We start from the raw sequence: 17642 nt of genomic DNA on the forward strand, positions 1-17642 counted from the left end.
TCAATGCGCGGCGCGCGGAGGTCCAGTTTTCGGCACAGTTGAAGAAGGTCGCCCGCAACATCGGGGCGATCATCGACGGCTTCCCGGCTGGTGACCCCGCCGCCGCGCCACCCATCACCTCGATTCTGGAGTCCTACTCCCGGGCCTTGGATGAATGGGCGCGCGGCGCGTCGCTGCGCATGCTGACCGAGGTGAACCGGCGCGACCGTGACGCTTTCCTGGAGCGCAGCAAGGACATATCCCAGGCGTTGCGCGACGAGATCCGTGGCGCTGACACCGGCCGCGTCATGCAGTCCCTGATGGCCGAGCAGGTCGAATTGATCAAGTCCCTGCCGCTGGAGGCTGCCCAGCGCGTCCACAAGCTGACGATCGAAGGGTTGCAGGACAGCACACGCGCGGCCGAGATCGCCGAGGAGATCGGCCGGTCTGGAGAGGTTGCCGAGAGCCGCGCCATGCTGATCGCCCGCACTGAGGTGGCCAGGACAGCGGCGAAGCTCACCGAGGCGCGCGCACTTTCGATCGGCAGCACTCATTTTGTCTGGGAAACCACAGGCGATTCTGACGTTCGCCCAGGTCACAAAGCGCTGGCTGGAAAGGTTTTTGCCTGGAATGACCTTCCGATGGTCAACGAAGGCACGGAAAAGCGCCCGGTGTGGATGCGACATGGCCCTGGAGAAATTTGGAACTGTCGGTGCTGGGCAAGACCGATCCTACCGAGAGAATGATGATGATCGCGCATGAAGAATTGCTCAGACAGATTCATTACGACCCAGATACTGGCGTCTTCACGCGTCTGGTCAAGACGAGTGCATTTGCGAGGTTGGGCGCCACCAAGGGGAACCCTAGAGGTGTTGGCTACCGCGCGTTGTCCGTCGGCGGTAAAGAGCATTATCTCCACCGCCTCGCATGGTTCTACGTACATGGTGAATGGCCGAGGCATGTAATCGACCACATCAACGGCGACAAGACCGATAACCGAATTTCCAATCTGCGCGACGTTCCGCAGTCCCAGAATCTGCAGAACATCCATAGGGCCAAGTCCTATAGCTCGACGGGCCTGCTCGGTGCAACCCGCTGGAAAGATAAGTTCCGGGCAGATATCCGCGTGGATGGCAGGAAGCGGCATCTCGGCGTATTTGAGACGGCAGAGGCGGCGCACCAGGCGTACCTGGCGGCCAAACGGCTGTACCACCCTGCCAGCACCCTCTAATCGCTGTAAGGAATGATCATGCACACCACTGACCGAATGGCCAGCGGCTTCTACACGGTCGAGCGCCTGGGCGCGCGGCAGTCCGTCACAAACGACGGCTTCCTGCTGTGCGAGGGCGTGCCGATCGCGCGCATTGGCGAACTGCTGTACGCCGCTGGCGAAGTGCCGGTCGAGCCGGGCCGCGACGGAATCATCCGCATCGAGCGCACGCCCGAAGAGGTATTTCGGCCTGAGACCCTGGCCAGCTTCGAAGGCAAGCCGGTGACCATGGACCACCCGGCGGAGTTTGTGACGCCGGACACCTGGCGCCAGTTGGCGGTCGGCATCACCCAGAACGTGCGCCGCGGCGAAGGTCTGGACGCTGACTACATCCTGGCCGACATGTTGATTACAGACCGGGCTGCTATCGACGCAGTGCGGGCAGGTCTCAGGGAGGTGTCTTGCGGGTACGACGCCGACTACGAGCAGATTGAACCCGGGCGCGGGGTACAGCGCAACATCATCGGCAACCATTCGGCGCTGGTAGAGCGTGGCCGCTGCGGCCCGCGTTGCGCAATCGGAGATAAGGAAAGCGATATGAGCAAGAAAAAGAGTACCTGGGACCGCATCCGCGCGGCCTTCAAGTCCAAGGATGAAGCCGCGCTTGAAGAGGCGTTGGAAGACGCTGAAACGGCTGACGCGGACGGCGATGATGACGACGACAAGGACAAGGACGACGACAAGTCGGCCAAGACCGGCGACAGCGCCACCCTCGCCGCAATCAAGAAGACGCTGGATTCCATGAACAAGCGATTCACGGACATGGAAGCCGAGCTGAAGGAAATGAAGGAAAAGCAGGACGAAGACGACGGCAAGACCGGCGACACGGTGCTGGAAGCCGAAGAAGCCGAGCACAACGCCGAAGCCAAGGGTGAAACCTACACCGGCGACATGGCCACGGTTCGCTCCGGCGCCGAGATCCTGGCGCCCGGCATCAAGCTGCCCACCTTCGACAGCAAGAAGGTCAAGACGGCCGATGCTGTGTGCGCCTGCCAGCGCAAGGCCCTGGAAACGGCCTATGCGACCGACGCCGGCCGCGCCGCCATCGATCCCTTCCTGGCCGGCCGTGCGCCCGAGTTCGGCACGATGGATGCCTCCTCGGTGTCGACGATCTTCAACGGTGCGGCCGCTCTGCGCCGCCACCAGAACAACACGTCCGGCGTGCGCAGCGGTATCAGCACGCGGGATTTCGGCCGGCCCTCCACGGTCAGCAGCATCAACGAGCAGAACCGCAAGTTCTGGGACGCCCGGACGGGCAACAAATAAGGAACCACCATCATGGTCGCATATGTCTATCGCATGCCGTCCGGCATTCCGGGCGATGTCAGCCGTAAGGAAAACTCGGTCGTTGAGACCCAGATCCTGAACGCTTCCCTGCCGTTCTCGGCCTATGGCCTGGTCGGCAAGATGGCCGCGGGCAAGTTCGTGCCCTTCGCCGGCGGCGAGGCTGCCACCGACGCATACGGCGTGCTGGTCCGCCCCTTCCCGACGAACTCGGGCACCGATGGCTTGGGTACGGCGACGGCGCCCACGTCCGGGCCTGGCGATGTGCTGCGTCGCGGCTACATAACTGTGAAGCTGAACGGCGGCGCCACGGTGGCGGCCGGCGGCCAAGCGTACATTCGCGTCGCCGCTGCCGCGGCTGGCAAGCCTCTGGGTGGCTGGGAAGGCGCAGCCGACAGCACCAATACCGTCGCGATCAACGCCATCTTCATGTCGGGCGCTGACGCGGACGGCAACGTCGAAATTTCCTTCCGCAACTGATCCCCATCACGGGAACAGGCCACCTTCGGGTGGCCTTTTTTTTCGCCCCTACGGAGCAAACATGAACCTGAGCAAAACCGAAATGGCGGCCGTGATGGATGCGACCCGCCGCCTGAAGCGCGCCCGCACCACGGACAGCATGATCACCTTCGACCGTCAGACGATCGACTCGGCCGGCGCCTTCCTCATCGGCGAGCTGGAACGCCTGGACCAGACGCTGCACGCACCCCTGGCGGCTGTGACCTGGTCGCGCGACATCGACCTGCGCGAAGACGTCTCCATCGCTGACGAAACCTCGTCCTTCACCAATTCCAGTTTCGCCGCCGCTGGCGGCCCGTCGCCCACCGGTAAGAGCTGGATCGGCAAGGATGCTAACTCGATCCAAGGCCTGGCCCTGGACATCGGCAAGACGGCCAGCCCGCTGACCCTGTGGGGCATGGAACTGGGCTGGACCATTCCCGAGCTGGAGTCCGCGCAGAAGCTGGGGCGCCCCGTCGACCAGCAGAAGTACGCCGGCATGCAGCTCAAGCACAACATGGACATCGATGAGCAGGTCTACATCGGCGACTCCACGCTGGGCTTGTACGGCCTGGTGAACAGCCCGAAGGTCACGAACTCGACCAATGCGCAGACGGGCAACTGGGCCACTGCGACGCCCCAGCAGATGCTGGACGACGTGAACGAGCTGATCAACAGCACCTGGGCGGCATCGGGCTACGCGATCTGCCCCAGCAAGCTGCTGCTCCCCCCGGTTCAGTATTCCAAGCTGGTCGGTACGCTGGTGTCGAGCGCGGGCAATATCTCGGTGCTGGAGTTCCTGCGCCAGAACAGCCTGGCCAACAGCGTCAACGGCCGGCCGCTGGACATCCAGCCGCTGAAGTGGCTGTATCAGCGCGGCGCTGCCAACGCCAACCGCATGATGGTCTACACGCAGGACCAGCAGCGCGTCCGCTTCCCGCTGGTTCCGCTGCAACGCACGCCGCTGGAATACCGCAGCATCTATCAGCTGACGACCTACTTCGGCCGCCTGGGTGCCGTGGAATTCGTCTACCCGGAAACGCTGGGCTACCGCGACGGCATCTAAGGAGAACGGCATGCCGAAGATCTACGTCAACCGCGAATTTACCGTCCAGATCGGCGGTGAAAAGCGGCATTTCACGGTGGGCAACCACACCGTTGACGCGGAAGCCGCGAAGCACTGGTATGTCCAGGCCCACATCGGTGACGAGCCGGCGGTGGACCCGGACACCAGCGCCGCGGCGGAAGCGCTGCTTGCCGACCTGCATGACAAGGAAAAGGCGCTGGTGTCGCGCGGTGGTGACCTGGACGCGCGCGAGGCAGTCATTGCCGACCGCGAGCAGGCCGTCCAGGCGCGCGAAGCCGATGTGGCGACACGTGAACAGGCGCTTGCCGACCGCGAGCAGGCCGCGCAGAATGCTCCGTCCACCGCCAAGGACGATGGCAAAGCCTCAGGCAAGAGCTCCAGCAAGTAAGGACCGACCATGAATGTAGCAAAGTTCCGCCAGGACTTCCCTGAATTCGCCGACGCGACCGTCTATACGGATGCGCAGGTGTCCTTTTTCGGCACGCTGGCGGAATCCTTGCTGCCCGAATGTCGGTGGGGCAACCTTTGGCCATATGGCGTCGCCCTGTTCACCGCGCATCAGCTCGCGCTGGCCGCACGCAGTCAAAAGACCGCCGCGGCTGGTGGCGCGCCGGGCGCTGTCACGGGGCCGATGACGGCCAAGTCGGTGGACAAGGTCAGCGCGAGCTATGACGCCGGCGCGGTGACGCTTGATGACGGCGGGTTCTGGAACGCCACGACCTACGGCACCCAACTGCTGTTCTACGCGCGCATGATCGGCGCCGGTGGTGTCCAGCTATGAGCATGACCGTCACCACCGACAACCTGGCGAAGGTGCTGGCAACGATGGCGCAGTTGGTGAAAAAGGACGTGCTGGTCGGGATTCCGGACAGTGCGCCCGAGCGCGAGGAAGACACGCCGTTGTCGAACGCCCAGATCGGGTACATCCTGGACAACGGAAGCCCCAAGGCGAACATTCCGGCGCGGCCTTTTCTGGTACCCGGGGTGGAGAACGTCCAGCCGGAGATCGTCGACGAGTTTCGCAGCGGTGCCAAGGCGGCGTTGGACGGCAACGCGGCGGGCGTGGAACGCTCACTGGCGCGCGCCGGCCTGCGGGCGCAGAACTCAGTCCGGGCGAAGATCCAGGACGGCCCGTTTGAAGCTCTGGCACCGCGCACACTGGCTGACCGCAAGAAGCGGGGCCGCACTGGTGAAAAGCCACTGCTCGATACGGGGCAGCTCCGCAACTCGGTCACTTATGTGGTCCGCAAGAAATAGGTTCAGCCATGCCGTTCCTTGACGTAACCGAAGTCCTGCTTGATCCGGATTTCTTCGATTCGCTGGTGTGCACTCGCAACGTGCAGACGGTCGGGGACGACGGCCTGGCGGTGAACGTGGACACGGACACGCCATTCATCGGTGTCGTGACAAGCGACTCCGGCGATGTGCTGGTGCGCTTGGCGACCGGCTCGCGCGTGAAGGGCTCGATCCTGGTGGTGACGAAGTTCAGGTTGCTTGAGGGCGCGCCAGGCATCGATGCGGACGTTGTGACGTGGGATGGCTCGCGGTACACGGTGACAACCGTCAACAACTACTCTCGGTATGGCGCCGGCTTCGTCGAGGCCTACTGTGATCTGATCCCGCTGCAGGGGGCTGGCAATGGCTAATTCATCGGCGACCGGTGGGTACCTCGCACCCGCCGTGGTTTCGCCGCCGCTTCAGGATCTTGACCTAGACCTGGTGTTTCAGGCCTTCGTCAAGGGAATTACCGGGCTGCCTGGCGCATTGGTCCGGCCGCGCTGGCAGCCGACGGTGCCCCAGACGCCGGAGACGAACGTGGACTGGTGTGCCGTGGGTGTGACGCCGCGCACGCGCTCGCAGGACTACCCGGCCATCCAGCACGATCCGGCTGGCGATGGGCAAGACCGCCTTACCCGGCACCAGGATCTGGAAGTCCTGGCGACCTTTTACGGACCCAACGCTATGCGCTACGCCGATCTGCTGCGCGATGGCGCTTACGTGCCGCAGAACGGCGAGCAGATTGGCCAGCACGGCATTGCGTTCGTTGAGGCAGGCGATGCCATTGCCGCGCCTGAACTGGTCAACCAGCGCTGGCTGAAACGCTATGACCTGCCCATGCGATTCCGTCGCGTGATCCGCCGCGACTATGCGGTGTTGAACCTGCTTGGCGCCGAGGCAACCATCCAGTCGGACACGGGGCCTGGCGCGGAAGTCGTCGTCCCGTAACCGTCTGAACAGACCTATTTCAAGCCCGCCGCGAGCGGGCTTTTTCTTTCCCGGAGTCATCCATGAGCCAAGGGCTTTCCATCAGCCGTATCGTCAACGTCGACATCGTCATGTCGCCGCTCGCCGCCGGCACCCGTGATTTCGGCGCGCTGCTGCTTGTTGGCTCGTCGCCCGTGATCGACGTCAATGAACGCATCCGCGAATACGAGGGCATCGACGACGTGGCCAACGATTTCGGCACCACGGCGCCGGAATACCTCGCCGCCGCGCTGTTTTTCTCGCAGTCGCCGCAACCCGATCAGCTATTCATCGGTCGCTGGGCTGCGACGGCAACGTCCGGCCTACTGCGCGGAGCGGTCCTGAACCCGACTCAGCAGGCGCTGTCGAATTTCGACGACATCGCCGACGGCGCCTTCAAGATCTCTGTGGATGGTGTGGAGCAGTCCGTCACGGGGCTGGACTTCACCGCCGCGACCAACCTGAACGGCGTGGCGTCCGAAATCAACAGCGTGCTGACGGGGGCCGAGATCGCCTGGGACGGCGTGAACAGCCGGTTTGTCGTCACCAGCGACACCACCGGTGCGACCTCCGTTCTGGGCTGGGCTATTGCGCCCACGGCCGGCACGGACGTCAGCGCACTGCTGGGTCTGACGCAGGCGCAAACGGCCGTGCCCGTGCCTGGTATCGCGGCCGAAACCTATCTCGCCGCCGTGCAGAAGATGGGCGACATGTCCAACGACTGGTACGGCCTCCAGGCTGCCGCCGAAGGCATCACGGACGACAGCTACATGGAAGTGGCTGCCTACATCGAGGCGGCCTCTCCGTCCCGAATTCAGGGTATTACGACGCAATCCACGGCGGTGCTAGATGCAACGGTTACGAGCGATCTCCCCAGCCGGCTGAAGGCGGCCCAGTTCAAGCGCACGTTCTGCCAATACTCGTCGTCCAGTCCGTATGCCTCGGCGTCGCTGTATGGCCGCGCGTTCACGGTCAACTTCCTGGGCAACAAGACGACGATCACCCTCAAATTCAAGCAGGAACCGGGGGTGACCGCTGAAACGCTCACGACGACGCAGGCGAACGCCTTGGAGGGGAAGAACTGCAATGTGTTCGTGAACTACGACAACGACACCGCCATCATCGAGCAGGGCGTTATGGCGAACGGTTACTTCTTCGACGAAGTTCACGGCACCGACTGGTTTCAGAACTACCTGCAAACGGCTCTGTACAACCGGCTCTACACCAGCACCACCAAGATCCCGCAGACCGATGCAGGGGTCAATGACCTGTTGACCACGGCAGCCGCTGCGGCCGACCAAGCGGTGACCAATGGGCTGGTGGCGCCGGGGGTATGGAACGCGGACGGGTTCGGGAATCTGAACCGTGGTGACACGTTGTCCAGCGGGTATTACCTGTATGCGCCGCCCGTGGCCACGCAATCGCAGGCGGATCGCGAGGCGCGCAAAGCGCCCGTGATCCAGGGTGCATTCAAGCTGGCGGGCGCTATCCATAGCGTCGACGTCATCGCCAATTTCAACCGGTAATCGGAGCTCGCCAACATGGCTACCTATTCGTTCATCGACGTACAGGCCACGCTGGCCGGCCCGACCGGTGTGGTCAACATGGGGTACGGCGCCGCTACGGCGGAAGAAGGCATCACGATCGCGGCAGCGGCCGACAAGAACACCATGACCATCGGTTCGGATGGTGAAGGCATGCACAGCTTGCACGCCGACAAGTCCGGCCAGATCACGGTGCGCCTCTTGAAGACCAGCCCGATCAACCAGGCACTGATGATCCAGTACGACGCGCAGACGCTCTCCAGCACGCTGCACGGCAAGAACGTGATCACCGTGCGCAACTCGGTGTCCGGCGACATTGCGATCGCGCGTGGCGTGGCGTTCAAGCGCGCGCCCGACCTGACCTACGCCAAGGATGGCGGCATCGTCGAGTGGCAATTTGACGCGATCAAGATTGATCGCAACCTGGGGACTTACAACTGATGGAAATTACTCTCAAAGGCCAAAACTACCGGTCCGGCCGGTTGAGCGCCATGCAGCAGTTCCACGTCGCCCGCCGGGTGGCGCCAGCCCTCACCGGCCTGGTGTCCGCCCTGGGCGGTGCGGCCCCTTCCAAAGAAGATTTTGCGAAGTCGTTGGCCCCGCTGGCCGACGCCGTCGCGCAGATGCCGGACGCGGACGCGGAGTATGTGCTCGGCACTTGCCTGGGGATCGTCAGCCGACAAACGGAACCGAACACCTGGGCGCCTGTGTGGCGTGCGGGGCAGTTGGCATTTGACGACATTGACCTGGGCATGATGTTGCAACTGGCCGCCAAGGTGATCCAGGACAACCTGGGAAATATTTTCGGCGCACTCCCCGCGAGTCTTCCCGCCAAATAGCGGGTTCGGGAGTGCGCTGGGAATCGCTTCCAGGGGGTGAGGATTGGTTGCTGCGCCCCGTGATAAAGGGCATGTGCCAGTTCGAAAGCCTGAAATCGGGCGAGATCGATCTTGCCGATATCGCGCTGATGAACGATGCGCTGGACGTGATGGAAGAGAACCGGGCCCACGCGCGGCAAATGGAAGAGACCTAATATGGCAGCCAGTGCAGATGTGATCAAGGAGTTCCTGGTCGGCCTCGGATTCAAGATCGACGAGAAGGGCCAGAAGCGCTTTGTCGACACGATTGGCGCGGCCACGGTGCAAGCCGTGGCCCTGGGAGCGGCGACAACCGCCGCAGCGACAGCCGTGGTCGCCGGCGTGGCCAGGATCTCGGACAGCCTGGAACAGCTGTATTTCGTCTCCCAACGAAACAAGGCGTCCGTCGAGACGATCCAAGCCCTGGACTTCGCAGCGCGACAGTTCGGCGCTGGCGCGCGCGAGGCGGTGGAGTCTCTGGGGCGCTTCATGCGCTCGTCGCCCGGCGCAGCCTCGTTTCTGCACGGTTTGGGTGTTCAGACTCAGTCAGCCAACGGCAAGCTGCGTGACACCGGCGATATCCTGAACGATCTTGGGACGCGGCTCAAGGAGATGCCCTACTACCGGGCCAAGGCTTACGCCGACTTCCTTGGAATCGACGAGCGCACCCTGATGGCACTGCAGCAGGGCCTGGGTGAATTCAGCTCCCAGTATCGGGATATGCTGCGAGCGGCTGGGCTGGATTCGGACAGGGCTGCGAAGGCGGCGCACGGCTTCATGGTGGAGTTGCGCACGCTCGGCGCGGCAGCTGACATCCTGTTCAAGAAGGCGGGATCGGAGCTCGCGGGTGGCCTGTCGGACGAGATCCGCCGATTTCGTCAGTGGATCGTCTCGAATTTCGACGACATCAGCGGCGGTATCGTCAAGGTAGTGCAGGTACTGGTTAAGGCAGGAGAAATCCTGCTGACCATTGTTCGTCGGCTTTGGGATGCCGGCCGCGCTGTCGTGGAGTGGTTTCAGAGCGCCGACCAGTCTTCCAAGGATCTGCTCAAAACCATCGGGCTGATCGCCGTCGCCTGGCGTGCGCTCAGCCTTGTCATTTCCGCGTCTCCGATCGGCCGCATCCTGGCCCTTGCTGGTGCGCTGGCGCTGCTCTTTGACGACTATCAGGTATGGAAGAACGGCGGTAAGTCCCTGATTGACTGGGGCAATTGGACGTCCGAGATCGACAAGGCAGTGTTTGCGATCAACCGCCTTTCCGAGTCGCTGGAGAAGCTGGCCAAGTTCTTGGGCTTTAGCGATGCCAAGAAGTACATCGACGGCTCTATTCAGGAAGCCAGAGACCTAGGGGATATGGCTGATGCCGCCATGCGCGGCGACTGGGACGGCATAAAAAAGGTGTGGGCTGATCGTAAGGCTCGGCAACGCGAAACAGGGTTGTCAGTTGATCCAGAAGAGGTGAGAGACAGCAGGTTCGGGCCATTCTTTAGGTCTGGAGATACTGGGAACAGAAAGCCTGGGTCTGCCGTTGAGCCACCGGAGATCCGAAACAATAGATCAGGTTCGCCGGATAAGCCGCGGGGAATCAGGAATAACAATCCAGGAAATTTGAACTTTGTTGGCCAGCGCGGCGCCACGCGCGAAGGTGGCGATAACGGGCGCTTTGCGACTTGGCAGACAGCACACGAAGGTCTTCAGGCGCTTGCCAATCAGCTCCGGCTCTACAGTGATCGCGGTCTGGATTCGATCCGCAAGGTGATCAACACCTACGCCCCGTCATCGGAAAACGACACCAGTGCCTACATCAATCAGCTGGCCATGTTCATGGGCATTGACCCCGACGAGACCTTCGACGTCAAGTCGGACCCGGCCGCTCTGGCTATGCTCATGCAGGGAATTATCAAGCATGAGAACGGATACAACCCGTACAGCCGCGACCAGATCAATGAGGCCATCGGATCGTCAGAGCTTGTAGGACGCGGTGGTGCCCAGGTCAGCCAAAAGACGGACATCCATATCCATGGGGTGTCTGATCCGCAGGCGGCGGGCCAAGCTGTGTCGCGGGAACAAGGCTCTGTGAACGAGCGCTTGGTACGCAACCTCAGAGGGGCGGTGCAGTGATAGGCGACATTCTTTCCGACATCTTCTTGCGAACGAACAGGGCATTGGGGGAGGTCATTCCACAGGTGTCTCTTGAGGAGGTCCACCGTGATGAGGTCGCCATTACCGACCATCCTGTCGAACAGGGTGCGGCGATCTCGGACCACTCTTTCAAGATGCCGGCGGAATTGGTCATTCGGTATGGGTGGTCCAGATCGCGCGACATCTTGGACGTCATCCGAGACGGTGGCCTGGTGAGTGTTGACGAGGTCTACCGGCGACTGCTGGAAATGCAGGAACAGCGGCAGCCGTTCGACGTGATCACCAAGCGCCGCGCTTACAAGAACATGCTGATCCGGTCGCTGCAGGTAACCACGGACCAGCAGACCAACGACATTTTGGTGGTCCAGGCGCAGCTGCGGCAAGTAATCATCGTGCAGGTGACAACGGTGAAAGTGCCTCCCAAGGTTGCGCAGGCGTATCCCGTTGACACGGCTCCACCTGTGGATGCCGGCGTGAAGCAGCCCAAGGAAGTCAACGAGAGCATTTTGTACAAGGCCGGATCGATCGGCGCTGCGATTGGACTATGACTGCTTACGAAATCCCGCTATCTGCCGACTCGCAGCGGTTCGCCATCACGCTTGCGAGGGTGGTCTACAACCTAGCACTGACTTGGCGCAGTGGCACGGGCTGGGTGCTGGACATCGCTGATGCGAACTCGGTGCCCCTCGTGTCTGGCATTCCCCTGGTGACTGGCGCTGACCTGCTGGGGCAGTTTCGTTACCTGGATATCGGCGGTCGGCTAATCGTCCTGGTGGAGGGCGACATCGCGGCAGTGCCCGACTATTCCGATCTCGGAACAGAGGGAAAGCTGTATTTCTTATCGGAGTAGCCAATGACCGACCAGTGGCTGCGCCAGGCATCCCTGATCCTGGCAGATGACGCCGGCAATGGCTTGGACATTTCGGAGCTCCGTCTGCGCTTCGCGGTCATCCGTGGGGATATCCGCACACCGCACCGCGCGAGCATTCGGGTAAATAACCTGTCCAGTCAGACGGCACAGAAGGTCAGGGATGAATTCACGCGCGTGCAGTTGCAAGCAGGCTACCCGGGCACCCTGAGCACGATTTTCACAGGCGAGATCGTTCAAAAGCGGCTCGGGCGCGAGGATACGCTCAACACCTATCTGGACCTGGCGGCGGTGGACGGTGACAAAGCCTACAACTTCGGCGTCATTAACACGACGCTGGCGGCGGGCTGGACGTTTCAGGACATGTATGAAGCGATCCTGAAGGTGCTGAAGCCCTACGGTATAAGCGCCGGCTTCGCGCCGGAGTTTCCAAGTACTGCGGGCCCTCGCGGCAAACCGATGTTCGGGATGGTTCGCGACCACTTGCAGATGCTGGCGCAGGCCTTGAACAGCAGTTGGTATGTTCAGGACGGAAAGTTGAACATCGTTCCGTTGTATGGCTACGTCGATGGCGAGGCTATTGTGCTGACGTCCAAGACAGGGATGGTCGGCATGCCGCAGAAGAACCTGAACGGGGGAATCAGCGTTCGGTGCCTGTTGAATCCAGCAATTGCACCCGGGCGCCTGATCCAGTTGGACAACGCGTCGATCCAGGATGCCGTGATTTCGGTGGACTATACGGCAGTCAATTTCGTTCCCCAGACCGATGCTGATGGTTTCTACCGCGTGCTGGCGGTGAACCACGTAGGGGATACCAGGGGGCAGGAATGGTATTCGGAGATCGTCTGCCTCGCGCGCGACGATCCGGGGCCGCCTAACGGCGCACTATTGGGGTTTGTGAATGGATAGCCGAGAGCGGTATGACAACCCCGAGGAAGCGCTGCGGACTGCCTTCCGGGGCATGCGCGCAGGCATGTGGACGTCGCTTCCTGGCATTGTTCAAGGCTTCGACGCTGGCGCCGGCACGGTCACTGTTCAGCCGGCAATCCAAGGAGTGCAGCAGGCGTCGGACGGTAGCGTCTCGGCCGTGGAATACCCACTGTTGGTAGATGTACCGGTCTACTTCCCACGGGGAGGCGGCTGCACGTTGACCTTCCCAATTGCCGCCGGTGACGAGTGCATCGTGGTGTTCTCTGCACGCGCCATTGACGCTTGGTGGCAGTCCGGCCAGGTGCAGGCACCTACGGAGCCGCGCATGCACGACATGGCCGACGGGTTCGCCTTAGTGGGGCCGTTCTCACAGGCCAGGATGATCAGCGGCGTCAGCACTGCGGCGACTCAGTTGCGCAGTGATGACGGGTCGACCTTCTTCGAACTGGATCCGACAACGCAGAAGATCCGTATCGTCGCGCCTGGCGGCCTGGATGTTGTGTCGCCGTTGTCCACTTTTTCGGCCGCTGTAACGATCAACGGCCTGTTGAGCTGGACAGCTGGGATGGCTGGTTCGATCGCGAGCGGCGTCGCTTCCATCATCACCGGGGCGGTGCAGTTCATAGGAACTATCACTTCGAACGGTCACGCCATAGACAGCACGCACCAGCACACCGATTCCGGTGGGACCGGGCTGGGCGGGCCGCCGGCCTAAGGACAACCATGCGATATCGAAAACTGACGACCGACGGGGACTACTCCTTCGGCCAGCAGCAGGCCGATTTTTACCGGGATTCCCCGGAGGCGGTCGGTCAGGCTGTGTTGACGCGTCTTGAGTTGTTTACCGGGCAATGGTTCCTGGACAACACCGAGGGAACGCCCTGGCGCATCGACGTGCTGGGCAAGTACACGCAGGACAACTATGACAGTGTCATCCAGGCGCGGATTCTGGATACCCAAGGGGTCACCCAGATCGACGCCTATTCAAGCACTCGAGACGCCGATACGCGCAAGCTATCCGTCGCAGTGACCATAAGCACGGTCTACGGCCAAACAACCATTACGACGACACTATGATCACCAGCACCGCCGCGATCATTTCCGCCACCGGCATTACGGCGCCGTCATATCAGGAGATTCTGGATTTCCTGAAGGCGCAGTATCAAGCTATCTTTGGCGCCGACGTCTATCTGGAAGCGGACAGCCAAGACGGTCAGTTCCTGTCGATTATCGCGATGGCGATCAACGACACGAACAACGCGGCGATCCAGGTTTTCACCTCGTTCAGCCCTTCCAGCGCGCAGGGCGCTGCGCTTTCCAGCAACGTCAAAATCAACGGTATCGCGCGTGCCGCCGCTTCGTTCTCGTCCTGCGACGTGGTCATCGTTGGCCAAGCGGGGACCATCATCACCGAAGGCGTGGTGCAGGATGAGCAGCTGCAAAACCGGTGGAACTTGCCCGCATTGGTGACCATTCCGCTGACTGGACAGATCACGGTCACTGCAACGTGCGTGGCCATTGGGGCCATCAGTGCGCCGTCGGGATCGCTTACGAAGATCGCCACGCCCACGCGAGGGTGGCAGACGGTCACCAACCTAGCGGCCGCAACGCCGGGCCAGCCGGTTGAGGCGGATGGTGCCCTGCGTCAACGACAGGCGGTCTCTGTCGCGCTACCCTCGCGCACTGTGTTGGAAGGCACCGTCGGCGCCGTGGCTGCCGTGGATGGTGTTGTTCGATACCGGGCATACGAAAACGACACGAACGTTACGGACTCTAACGGCATCCCATCGCACAGCATTTCTATGGTGGTGGACGGTGGGGACGCCCAGCAGATCGCCGCAGCTATCGCGGCGAAAAAGACACCGGGCACAGGCACTTATGGCACGACCACCGAGATCGTCACCGACATCTACGGCATCGCGCATCCGATCAATTTCTTCCGGCCTTCGAACGCGGCCATCACCGCCGCGGTGACGATAAAAGCCTTGACCGGATACACAACGACGGTCGGTGAAGCGATCAAACAGGCGATTGCTGATTATGTGAACGGACTGGAGATCGGCGGCGGCGCAAGCGGCTCTGTCGAGTGGGGCGATGCGATCAGCGCAGCGAACGCCGTTGGCGGTGGCTCGGTGTTCAAACTTGCGGCGCTCGCCCTCAGTGGGCCGGGCGGCGCGGGTTCTCCTGATGTTCCGCTCGTGTTCAACGAGGCGGCCAGCATGACCGCCGCGAATGTGACGCTCACGGTGACCTGACATGGCAGACGTCGAAAAATACCTGGACCTGATCACCGCATTCCACCGGGGGAGGCCGAAATTTTCGGCCATGGTGGAAGCTGTGTCGAAGTGCTTCGTGGGCGCGCAGGACAGCTATTGGCAGATGGTGCCGGCGTACGACCTAGATGCCGCAGTTGGCGTGCAGTTGGACGCCGTCGGGGAGTGGGTGGGGATTTCGCGCAACGTGCGCACGCCGCTGGAAGGTGTCTATTTCTCATTCGACGTCGCCGGGCTGGGGTTCGATCAGGGGGCATGGCAAGGCCCGTTTGATCCGGACACTGGCATCACGTCTCTGGACGACGACACCTATCGGATCCTGATCCGAGCCAAGATCGGGGCGAACCGCTGGGACGGCACACTGGAATCGTCCGCCGCCATTTTGAACAGCATTTTCTCGGCCGGCACCAGCCCCGTTCCGGTGAACGCAAACGCGGAGCCGTTTGGTACCGGCGATGGAGCAACGACGCAGTTCCAGCTCAAGTACCAGGGGCGCCCCGTCTTTCAGGTGGGAAGCGCTGCGATATTCAGGAACGACTGGCAGGGCAACCAGCGGCTGTACCCGACGTCGCGTACTAATTCCGCCTTTTACAGCTTTGCCAAATTGCCCGGCTGGAATGGAGTAAACAGCTATACCTTGACTCCGGGGTTTGGTATCGCACCAGATGGGTCGAACGAAAGCGGCTTCTTGTCTACAGCCGGGACTGGGACGACCCCTGGTTGTTATCCAGGCACCGCAACGTCGGTCAACTACGTTGCTGGTACTCGATATGTCGGCTCTATCTGGTTCAAGGCTAACCCTTCTTCTCCGAGCAAGCGCGTTCGCTTGCTTTTGAATTCGAGCGGTTTTGGCCTCAATAAAGCTGTCTATTTCGACGTGTCGACGGGCGCAGTCTCCGTAATTGGCGGCAGCTCATTGCCAGAGTCATACGGATCGAAATCCTATCCGAACGGCTGGACGCGTGTGTGGTTGTCGCAGACGGCGACAGTTACCGGAGCCGCTCACCCTCCTATCCCATGGTTTTTTGACTCTATATCCGCCGGTGAGGGAGTCGAGTTCTGGGGCGAGCAAATAGAGGTTGGAACGGAGCCAACCAGCTATATCCGAACCGATGGAGCGGGCGCCACCGTCACCGATTACGCCGCATCATCCACCGGCCTGATCACCATGGGCCAGGTGCCGGCCATTGGCGCGGCGCTCACCTGGACCGGCGACGGCCAGATCTACCCAGCCGGCACCTACGTATTCATCCAAGACAACGGCGACATGTCGATCGACATTGGCATCGCTGGTGATCGACCGTCTGCGGTGTTCTTGGCGTTGCTCACGGGCGGCTATATCCCGATCAAGCCCGAGGGCGTGCGGGTCAACTATTTCATCGTGTCTGACGTCGATGGGCCGCTCTTCGGCTTCGACGTCAGCAACCAATACATTTCAGGCCTTGATGTTGGAGCTTGGGGTGATCTTTATTCAAGCTGAAAGGAGTTTCCGTGGCTACAAATGACTTTCTCCCTTTTGGAACCGGCGCTGGGGCCAATGTTCTCACGCAGGCCGGCTACTTGGCGTTGGCAAGTCGGCTCAGCGGTTTTCAGGCTGGTGTCGCCAAATCTATCGAGCTCAACAAGGTATGGCGGCAGTCGTCCGTCATGGCGTCGGTTCTGGCCCAATTCATCGCCGACACTACGGGCCAGGACGTGCTGGACGACGGTGACGGGGCGGCGTTGCTCGCGCAGCTTGAGACAGCTTTGCTTGCAGCATCTCCGGGCCGTCTTCTCCGCACTTCGGTGTACCGCATCAACGGAGGGACCCAGCAAGTCAGCATCGACGGCGGGGCATTTACCACTACGGGAGCGACGACGTTTACATCCCTAGCCGGCACTCAGGTGCAGGAAGTGCTTGTCGTCGGCGGCGGTGGCGGCGGCGGCGGCACTGAATCAAATGGGGGTACGGCAGCGAGCTCTGGCTCTGGCGGCGGCGGCGGCGGTGAAGCATCATCCATCATTTCCGGCGCTCAAACGTCCATTGCAATCACGGTCGGCGCAGGTGGCACTGCGGGCACAGGCTCAGGTGGAGGCGGTGCAGGCGGCACGTCGTCTTTTGGCTCGGCTATTACTGCGACGGGTGGCGCGGGTGGTGCGCGCGGTTTGACGACTACCAGCTTCCCAATCCTTGGTTACGGCGGGCAGGGCGGCTTAGGATCCCTAGGCAACGTTGCCAACAGTAAGGGCAAGTCAGGCGGGGTCGGTTTCAATCTTGCCCTTCTCCATCGAGTAAGCGGTGGTGGTGGCGGCTCTTCCTTTGGCGGTGGCGCGCCATCCGCTGCTGTCACGACTGGTACTGACGCAATAAGCCCGGGCGCGGGCGGCGGTGGAGCCGCAGCAGGTCCGAGCACCGGGCCTTTTAACGGTGGCGCTGGAGCATCCGGCCTTGTTTTGATAAAGGAGTATTCGTAATGCAAACGTACGCGCGTGTAGAGCAAGGCGTATTGGTTGAAATTATCAAACCGCTGCTTTACGACGATGGAACGGAAATTCCTATTACGGCCCGGTTCCCGGATTTCTTCCTGGAAACCCTAGTGAATATCACGAACGAAGATCCGATGCCTGGCGAAATGTGGAGCTATAACGGCGAAACGTTCACACCGCCCGATTGGGTCTGAATCGCA

The 17642-nt window shown here is 61.7% G+C and carries 24 protein-coding genes; all 24 read left to right on the top strand.

Annotated features, from left to right (window positions below; genetic code table 11):
* The first annotated feature begins 38 nt into the window (after positions 1-38).
* A complete protein-coding gene (locus ACZ5YA_RS33190; protein ID WP_464091799.1) occupies positions 39-725 on the top strand; it encodes a phage head morphogenesis protein in 687 nt (228 codons plus the stop codon).
* Positions 680-1210, top strand: a complete 531-nt coding sequence (locus tag ACZ5YA_RS33195; protein WP_277757501.1) for an HNH endonuclease signature motif containing protein — start codon at positions 680-682, stop codon at positions 1208-1210. The genes ACZ5YA_RS33190 and ACZ5YA_RS33195 overlap by 46 nt, the downstream gene beginning before the upstream one ends.
* Before the next feature lie 18 nt (positions 1211-1228).
* On the top strand, positions 1229-2515 hold the full coding sequence (locus ACZ5YA_RS33200) for a DUF2213 domain-containing protein (protein ID WP_464091800.1): 1287 nt from the start codon (positions 1229-1231) through the stop codon (positions 2513-2515).
* 12 nt (positions 2516-2527) lie between these two features.
* Entirely contained in the window at positions 2528-3013 is a 486-nt protein-coding gene (locus tag ACZ5YA_RS33205; protein WP_464091801.1) for a structural cement protein Gp24, read from the top strand.
* Between the two features lie 61 nt (positions 3014-3074).
* Positions 3075-4097 (top strand): DUF2184 domain-containing protein, encoded by a 1023-nt coding sequence (locus tag ACZ5YA_RS33210; protein ID WP_464091802.1) that lies wholly within the window; start codon positions 3075-3077, stop codon positions 4095-4097.
* A 10-nt stretch (positions 4098-4107) separates the two neighbouring features.
* Entirely contained in the window at positions 4108-4506 is a 399-nt protein-coding gene (locus tag ACZ5YA_RS33215; RefSeq protein ID WP_464091803.1) for an STY1053 family phage-associated protein, read from the top strand.
* A gap of 9 nt (positions 4507-4515) precedes the next feature.
* Positions 4516-4899, top strand: coding sequence for a DUF4054 domain-containing protein (locus ACZ5YA_RS33220; RefSeq protein WP_464091804.1), 384 nt, complete (start codon positions 4516-4518; stop codon positions 4897-4899).
* The gene (locus tag ACZ5YA_RS33225) at positions 4896-5375 is read left to right on the top strand and encodes a hypothetical protein (protein ID WP_464091805.1); all 480 of its coding nucleotides are present in this window, start codon (positions 4896-4898) and stop codon (positions 5373-5375) included. The genes ACZ5YA_RS33220 and ACZ5YA_RS33225 overlap by 4 nt, the downstream gene beginning before the upstream one ends.
* An 8-nt stretch (positions 5376-5383) precedes the next feature.
* Positions 5384-5764: a hypothetical protein gene (locus ACZ5YA_RS33230; RefSeq protein WP_464091806.1), complete on the top strand. Its 381-nt coding sequence runs from the start codon at positions 5384-5386 to the stop codon at positions 5762-5764.
* Positions 5757-6344 (top strand): phage neck terminator protein, encoded by a 588-nt coding sequence (locus tag ACZ5YA_RS33235; RefSeq protein WP_464091807.1) that lies wholly within the window; start codon positions 5757-5759, stop codon positions 6342-6344. The genes ACZ5YA_RS33230 and ACZ5YA_RS33235 overlap by 8 nt, the downstream gene beginning before the upstream one ends.
* A gap of 62 nt (positions 6345-6406) precedes the next feature.
* A complete protein-coding gene (locus ACZ5YA_RS33240) occupies positions 6407-7888 on the top strand; it encodes a DUF3383 domain-containing protein (protein WP_464091808.1) in 1482 nt (493 codons plus the stop codon).
* Between the two features lie 15 nt (positions 7889-7903).
* The gene (locus ACZ5YA_RS33245; protein WP_464091809.1) at positions 7904-8347 is read left to right on the top strand and encodes a tail tube family protein; all 444 of its coding nucleotides are present in this window, start codon (positions 7904-7906) and stop codon (positions 8345-8347) included.
* A complete protein-coding gene (locus tag ACZ5YA_RS33250) occupies positions 8347-8745 on the top strand; it encodes a phage tail assembly chaperone (protein WP_464091810.1) in 399 nt (132 codons plus the stop codon). Before ACZ5YA_RS33245 ends, ACZ5YA_RS33250 begins: the two co-directional genes overlap by 1 nt.
* Positions 8746-8816: 71 nt before the next feature.
* On the top strand, positions 8817-8939 hold the full coding sequence (locus ACZ5YA_RS33255; RefSeq protein WP_464091811.1) for a DUF6889 family protein: 123 nt from the start codon (positions 8817-8819) through the stop codon (positions 8937-8939).
* Position 8940: 1 nt separating this feature from the next.
* Positions 8941-10884 (top strand): hypothetical protein, encoded by a 1944-nt coding sequence (locus ACZ5YA_RS33260; protein WP_464091812.1) that lies wholly within the window; start codon positions 8941-8943, stop codon positions 10882-10884.
* Positions 10881-11453 (top strand): phage baseplate protein, encoded by a 573-nt coding sequence (locus tag ACZ5YA_RS33265; protein WP_464091813.1) that lies wholly within the window; start codon positions 10881-10883, stop codon positions 11451-11453. The genes ACZ5YA_RS33260 and ACZ5YA_RS33265 overlap by 4 nt, the downstream gene beginning before the upstream one ends.
* The gene (locus ACZ5YA_RS33270) at positions 11450-11755 is read left to right on the top strand and encodes a phage baseplate plug family protein (protein WP_464091814.1); all 306 of its coding nucleotides are present in this window, start codon (positions 11450-11452) and stop codon (positions 11753-11755) included. The genes ACZ5YA_RS33265 and ACZ5YA_RS33270 overlap by 4 nt, the downstream gene beginning before the upstream one ends.
* Before the next feature lie 3 nt (positions 11756-11758).
* The gene (locus ACZ5YA_RS33275) at positions 11759-12682 is read left to right on the top strand and encodes a phage protein (RefSeq protein ID WP_464091815.1); all 924 of its coding nucleotides are present in this window, start codon (positions 11759-11761) and stop codon (positions 12680-12682) included.
* Positions 12675-13418, top strand: coding sequence for a Gp138 family membrane-puncturing spike protein (locus tag ACZ5YA_RS33280; RefSeq protein WP_464091816.1), 744 nt, complete (start codon positions 12675-12677; stop codon positions 13416-13418). Before ACZ5YA_RS33275 ends, ACZ5YA_RS33280 begins: the two co-directional genes overlap by 8 nt.
* Before the next feature lie 8 nt (positions 13419-13426).
* A complete protein-coding gene (locus ACZ5YA_RS33285; protein WP_464091817.1) occupies positions 13427-13780 on the top strand; it encodes a contractile injection system sheath initiator in 354 nt (117 codons plus the stop codon).
* Positions 13777-14958 carry a baseplate J/gp47 family protein gene (locus tag ACZ5YA_RS33290; RefSeq protein ID WP_464091818.1) on the top strand — a complete coding sequence of 394 codons (1182 nt, stop codon included), beginning with the start codon at positions 13777-13779 and terminating at the stop codon, positions 14956-14958. Before ACZ5YA_RS33285 ends, ACZ5YA_RS33290 begins: the two co-directional genes overlap by 4 nt.
* Before the next feature lies 1 nt (position 14959).
* Positions 14960-16456, top strand: a complete 1497-nt coding sequence (locus ACZ5YA_RS33295) for a DUF2612 domain-containing protein (RefSeq protein WP_464091819.1) — start codon at positions 14960-14962, stop codon at positions 16454-16456.
* 11 nt (positions 16457-16467) lie between these two features.
* The gene (locus ACZ5YA_RS33300) at positions 16468-17430 is read left to right on the top strand and encodes a glycine-rich domain-containing protein (protein WP_464091820.1); all 963 of its coding nucleotides are present in this window, start codon (positions 16468-16470) and stop codon (positions 17428-17430) included.
* Positions 17430-17636 carry a hypothetical protein gene (locus ACZ5YA_RS33305; RefSeq protein ID WP_464091821.1) on the top strand — a complete coding sequence of 69 codons (207 nt, stop codon included), beginning with the start codon at positions 17430-17432 and terminating at the stop codon, positions 17634-17636. The genes ACZ5YA_RS33300 and ACZ5YA_RS33305 overlap by 1 nt, the downstream gene beginning before the upstream one ends.
* Positions 17637-17642 lie beyond the last annotated feature (6 nt).

The sequence above is a fragment of the Achromobacter sp. JCM 18799 genome (assembly GCF_055395645.1).

Excerpts from the sequence above, each read along its gene's own strand:
- ACZ5YA_RS33215 (WP_464091803.1), top strand. The coding sequence starts at position 4,108 with ATGCCGAAGATCTACGTCAACCGCGAATTTACCGTCCAGATCGGCGGT.
- ACZ5YA_RS33275 (WP_464091815.1), top strand. The coding sequence starts at position 11,759 with ATGACCGACCAGTGGCTGCGCCAGGCATCCCTGATCCTGGCAGATGAC.
- ACZ5YA_RS33210 (WP_464091802.1), top strand. The coding sequence starts at position 3,075 with ATGAACCTGAGCAAAACCGAAATGGCGGCCGTGATGGATGCGACCCGC.
- ACZ5YA_RS33290 (WP_464091818.1), top strand. The coding sequence starts at position 13,777 with ATGATCACCAGCACCGCCGCGATCATTTCCGCCACCGGCATTACGGCG.
- ACZ5YA_RS33245 (WP_464091809.1), top strand. The coding sequence starts at position 7,904 with ATGGCTACCTATTCGTTCATCGACGTACAGGCCACGCTGGCCGGCCCG.
- ACZ5YA_RS33255 (WP_464091811.1), top strand. The coding sequence starts at position 8,817 with ATGTGCCAGTTCGAAAGCCTGAAATCGGGCGAGATCGATCTTGCCGAT.
- ACZ5YA_RS33270 (WP_464091814.1), top strand. The coding sequence starts at position 11,450 with ATGACTGCTTACGAAATCCCGCTATCTGCCGACTCGCAGCGGTTCGCC.
- ACZ5YA_RS33305 (WP_464091821.1), top strand. The coding sequence starts at position 17,430 with ATGCAAACGTACGCGCGTGTAGAGCAAGGCGTATTGGTTGAAATTATC.
- ACZ5YA_RS33260 (WP_464091812.1), top strand. The coding sequence starts at position 8,941 with ATGGCAGCCAGTGCAGATGTGATCAAGGAGTTCCTGGTCGGCCTCGGA.
- ACZ5YA_RS33285 (WP_464091817.1), top strand. The coding sequence starts at position 13,427 with ATGCGATATCGAAAACTGACGACCGACGGGGACTACTCCTTCGGCCAG.
- ACZ5YA_RS33280 (WP_464091816.1), top strand. The coding sequence starts at position 12,675 with ATGGATAGCCGAGAGCGGTATGACAACCCCGAGGAAGCGCTGCGGACT.
- ACZ5YA_RS33235 (WP_464091807.1), top strand. The coding sequence starts at position 5,757 with ATGGCTAATTCATCGGCGACCGGTGGGTACCTCGCACCCGCCGTGGTT.
- ACZ5YA_RS33240 (WP_464091808.1), top strand. The coding sequence starts at position 6,407 with ATGAGCCAAGGGCTTTCCATCAGCCGTATCGTCAACGTCGACATCGTC.
- ACZ5YA_RS33220 (WP_464091804.1), top strand. The coding sequence starts at position 4,516 with ATGAATGTAGCAAAGTTCCGCCAGGACTTCCCTGAATTCGCCGACGCG.
- ACZ5YA_RS33200 (WP_464091800.1), top strand. The coding sequence starts at position 1,229 with ATGCACACCACTGACCGAATGGCCAGCGGCTTCTACACGGTCGAGCGC.
- ACZ5YA_RS33250 (WP_464091810.1), top strand. The coding sequence starts at position 8,347 with ATGGAAATTACTCTCAAAGGCCAAAACTACCGGTCCGGCCGGTTGAGC.
- ACZ5YA_RS33225 (WP_464091805.1), top strand. The coding sequence starts at position 4,896 with ATGAGCATGACCGTCACCACCGACAACCTGGCGAAGGTGCTGGCAACG.
- ACZ5YA_RS33230 (WP_464091806.1), top strand. The coding sequence starts at position 5,384 with ATGCCGTTCCTTGACGTAACCGAAGTCCTGCTTGATCCGGATTTCTTC.
- ACZ5YA_RS33295 (WP_464091819.1), top strand. The coding sequence starts at position 14,960 with ATGGCAGACGTCGAAAAATACCTGGACCTGATCACCGCATTCCACCGG.
- ACZ5YA_RS33205 (WP_464091801.1), top strand. The coding sequence starts at position 2,528 with ATGGTCGCATATGTCTATCGCATGCCGTCCGGCATTCCGGGCGATGTC.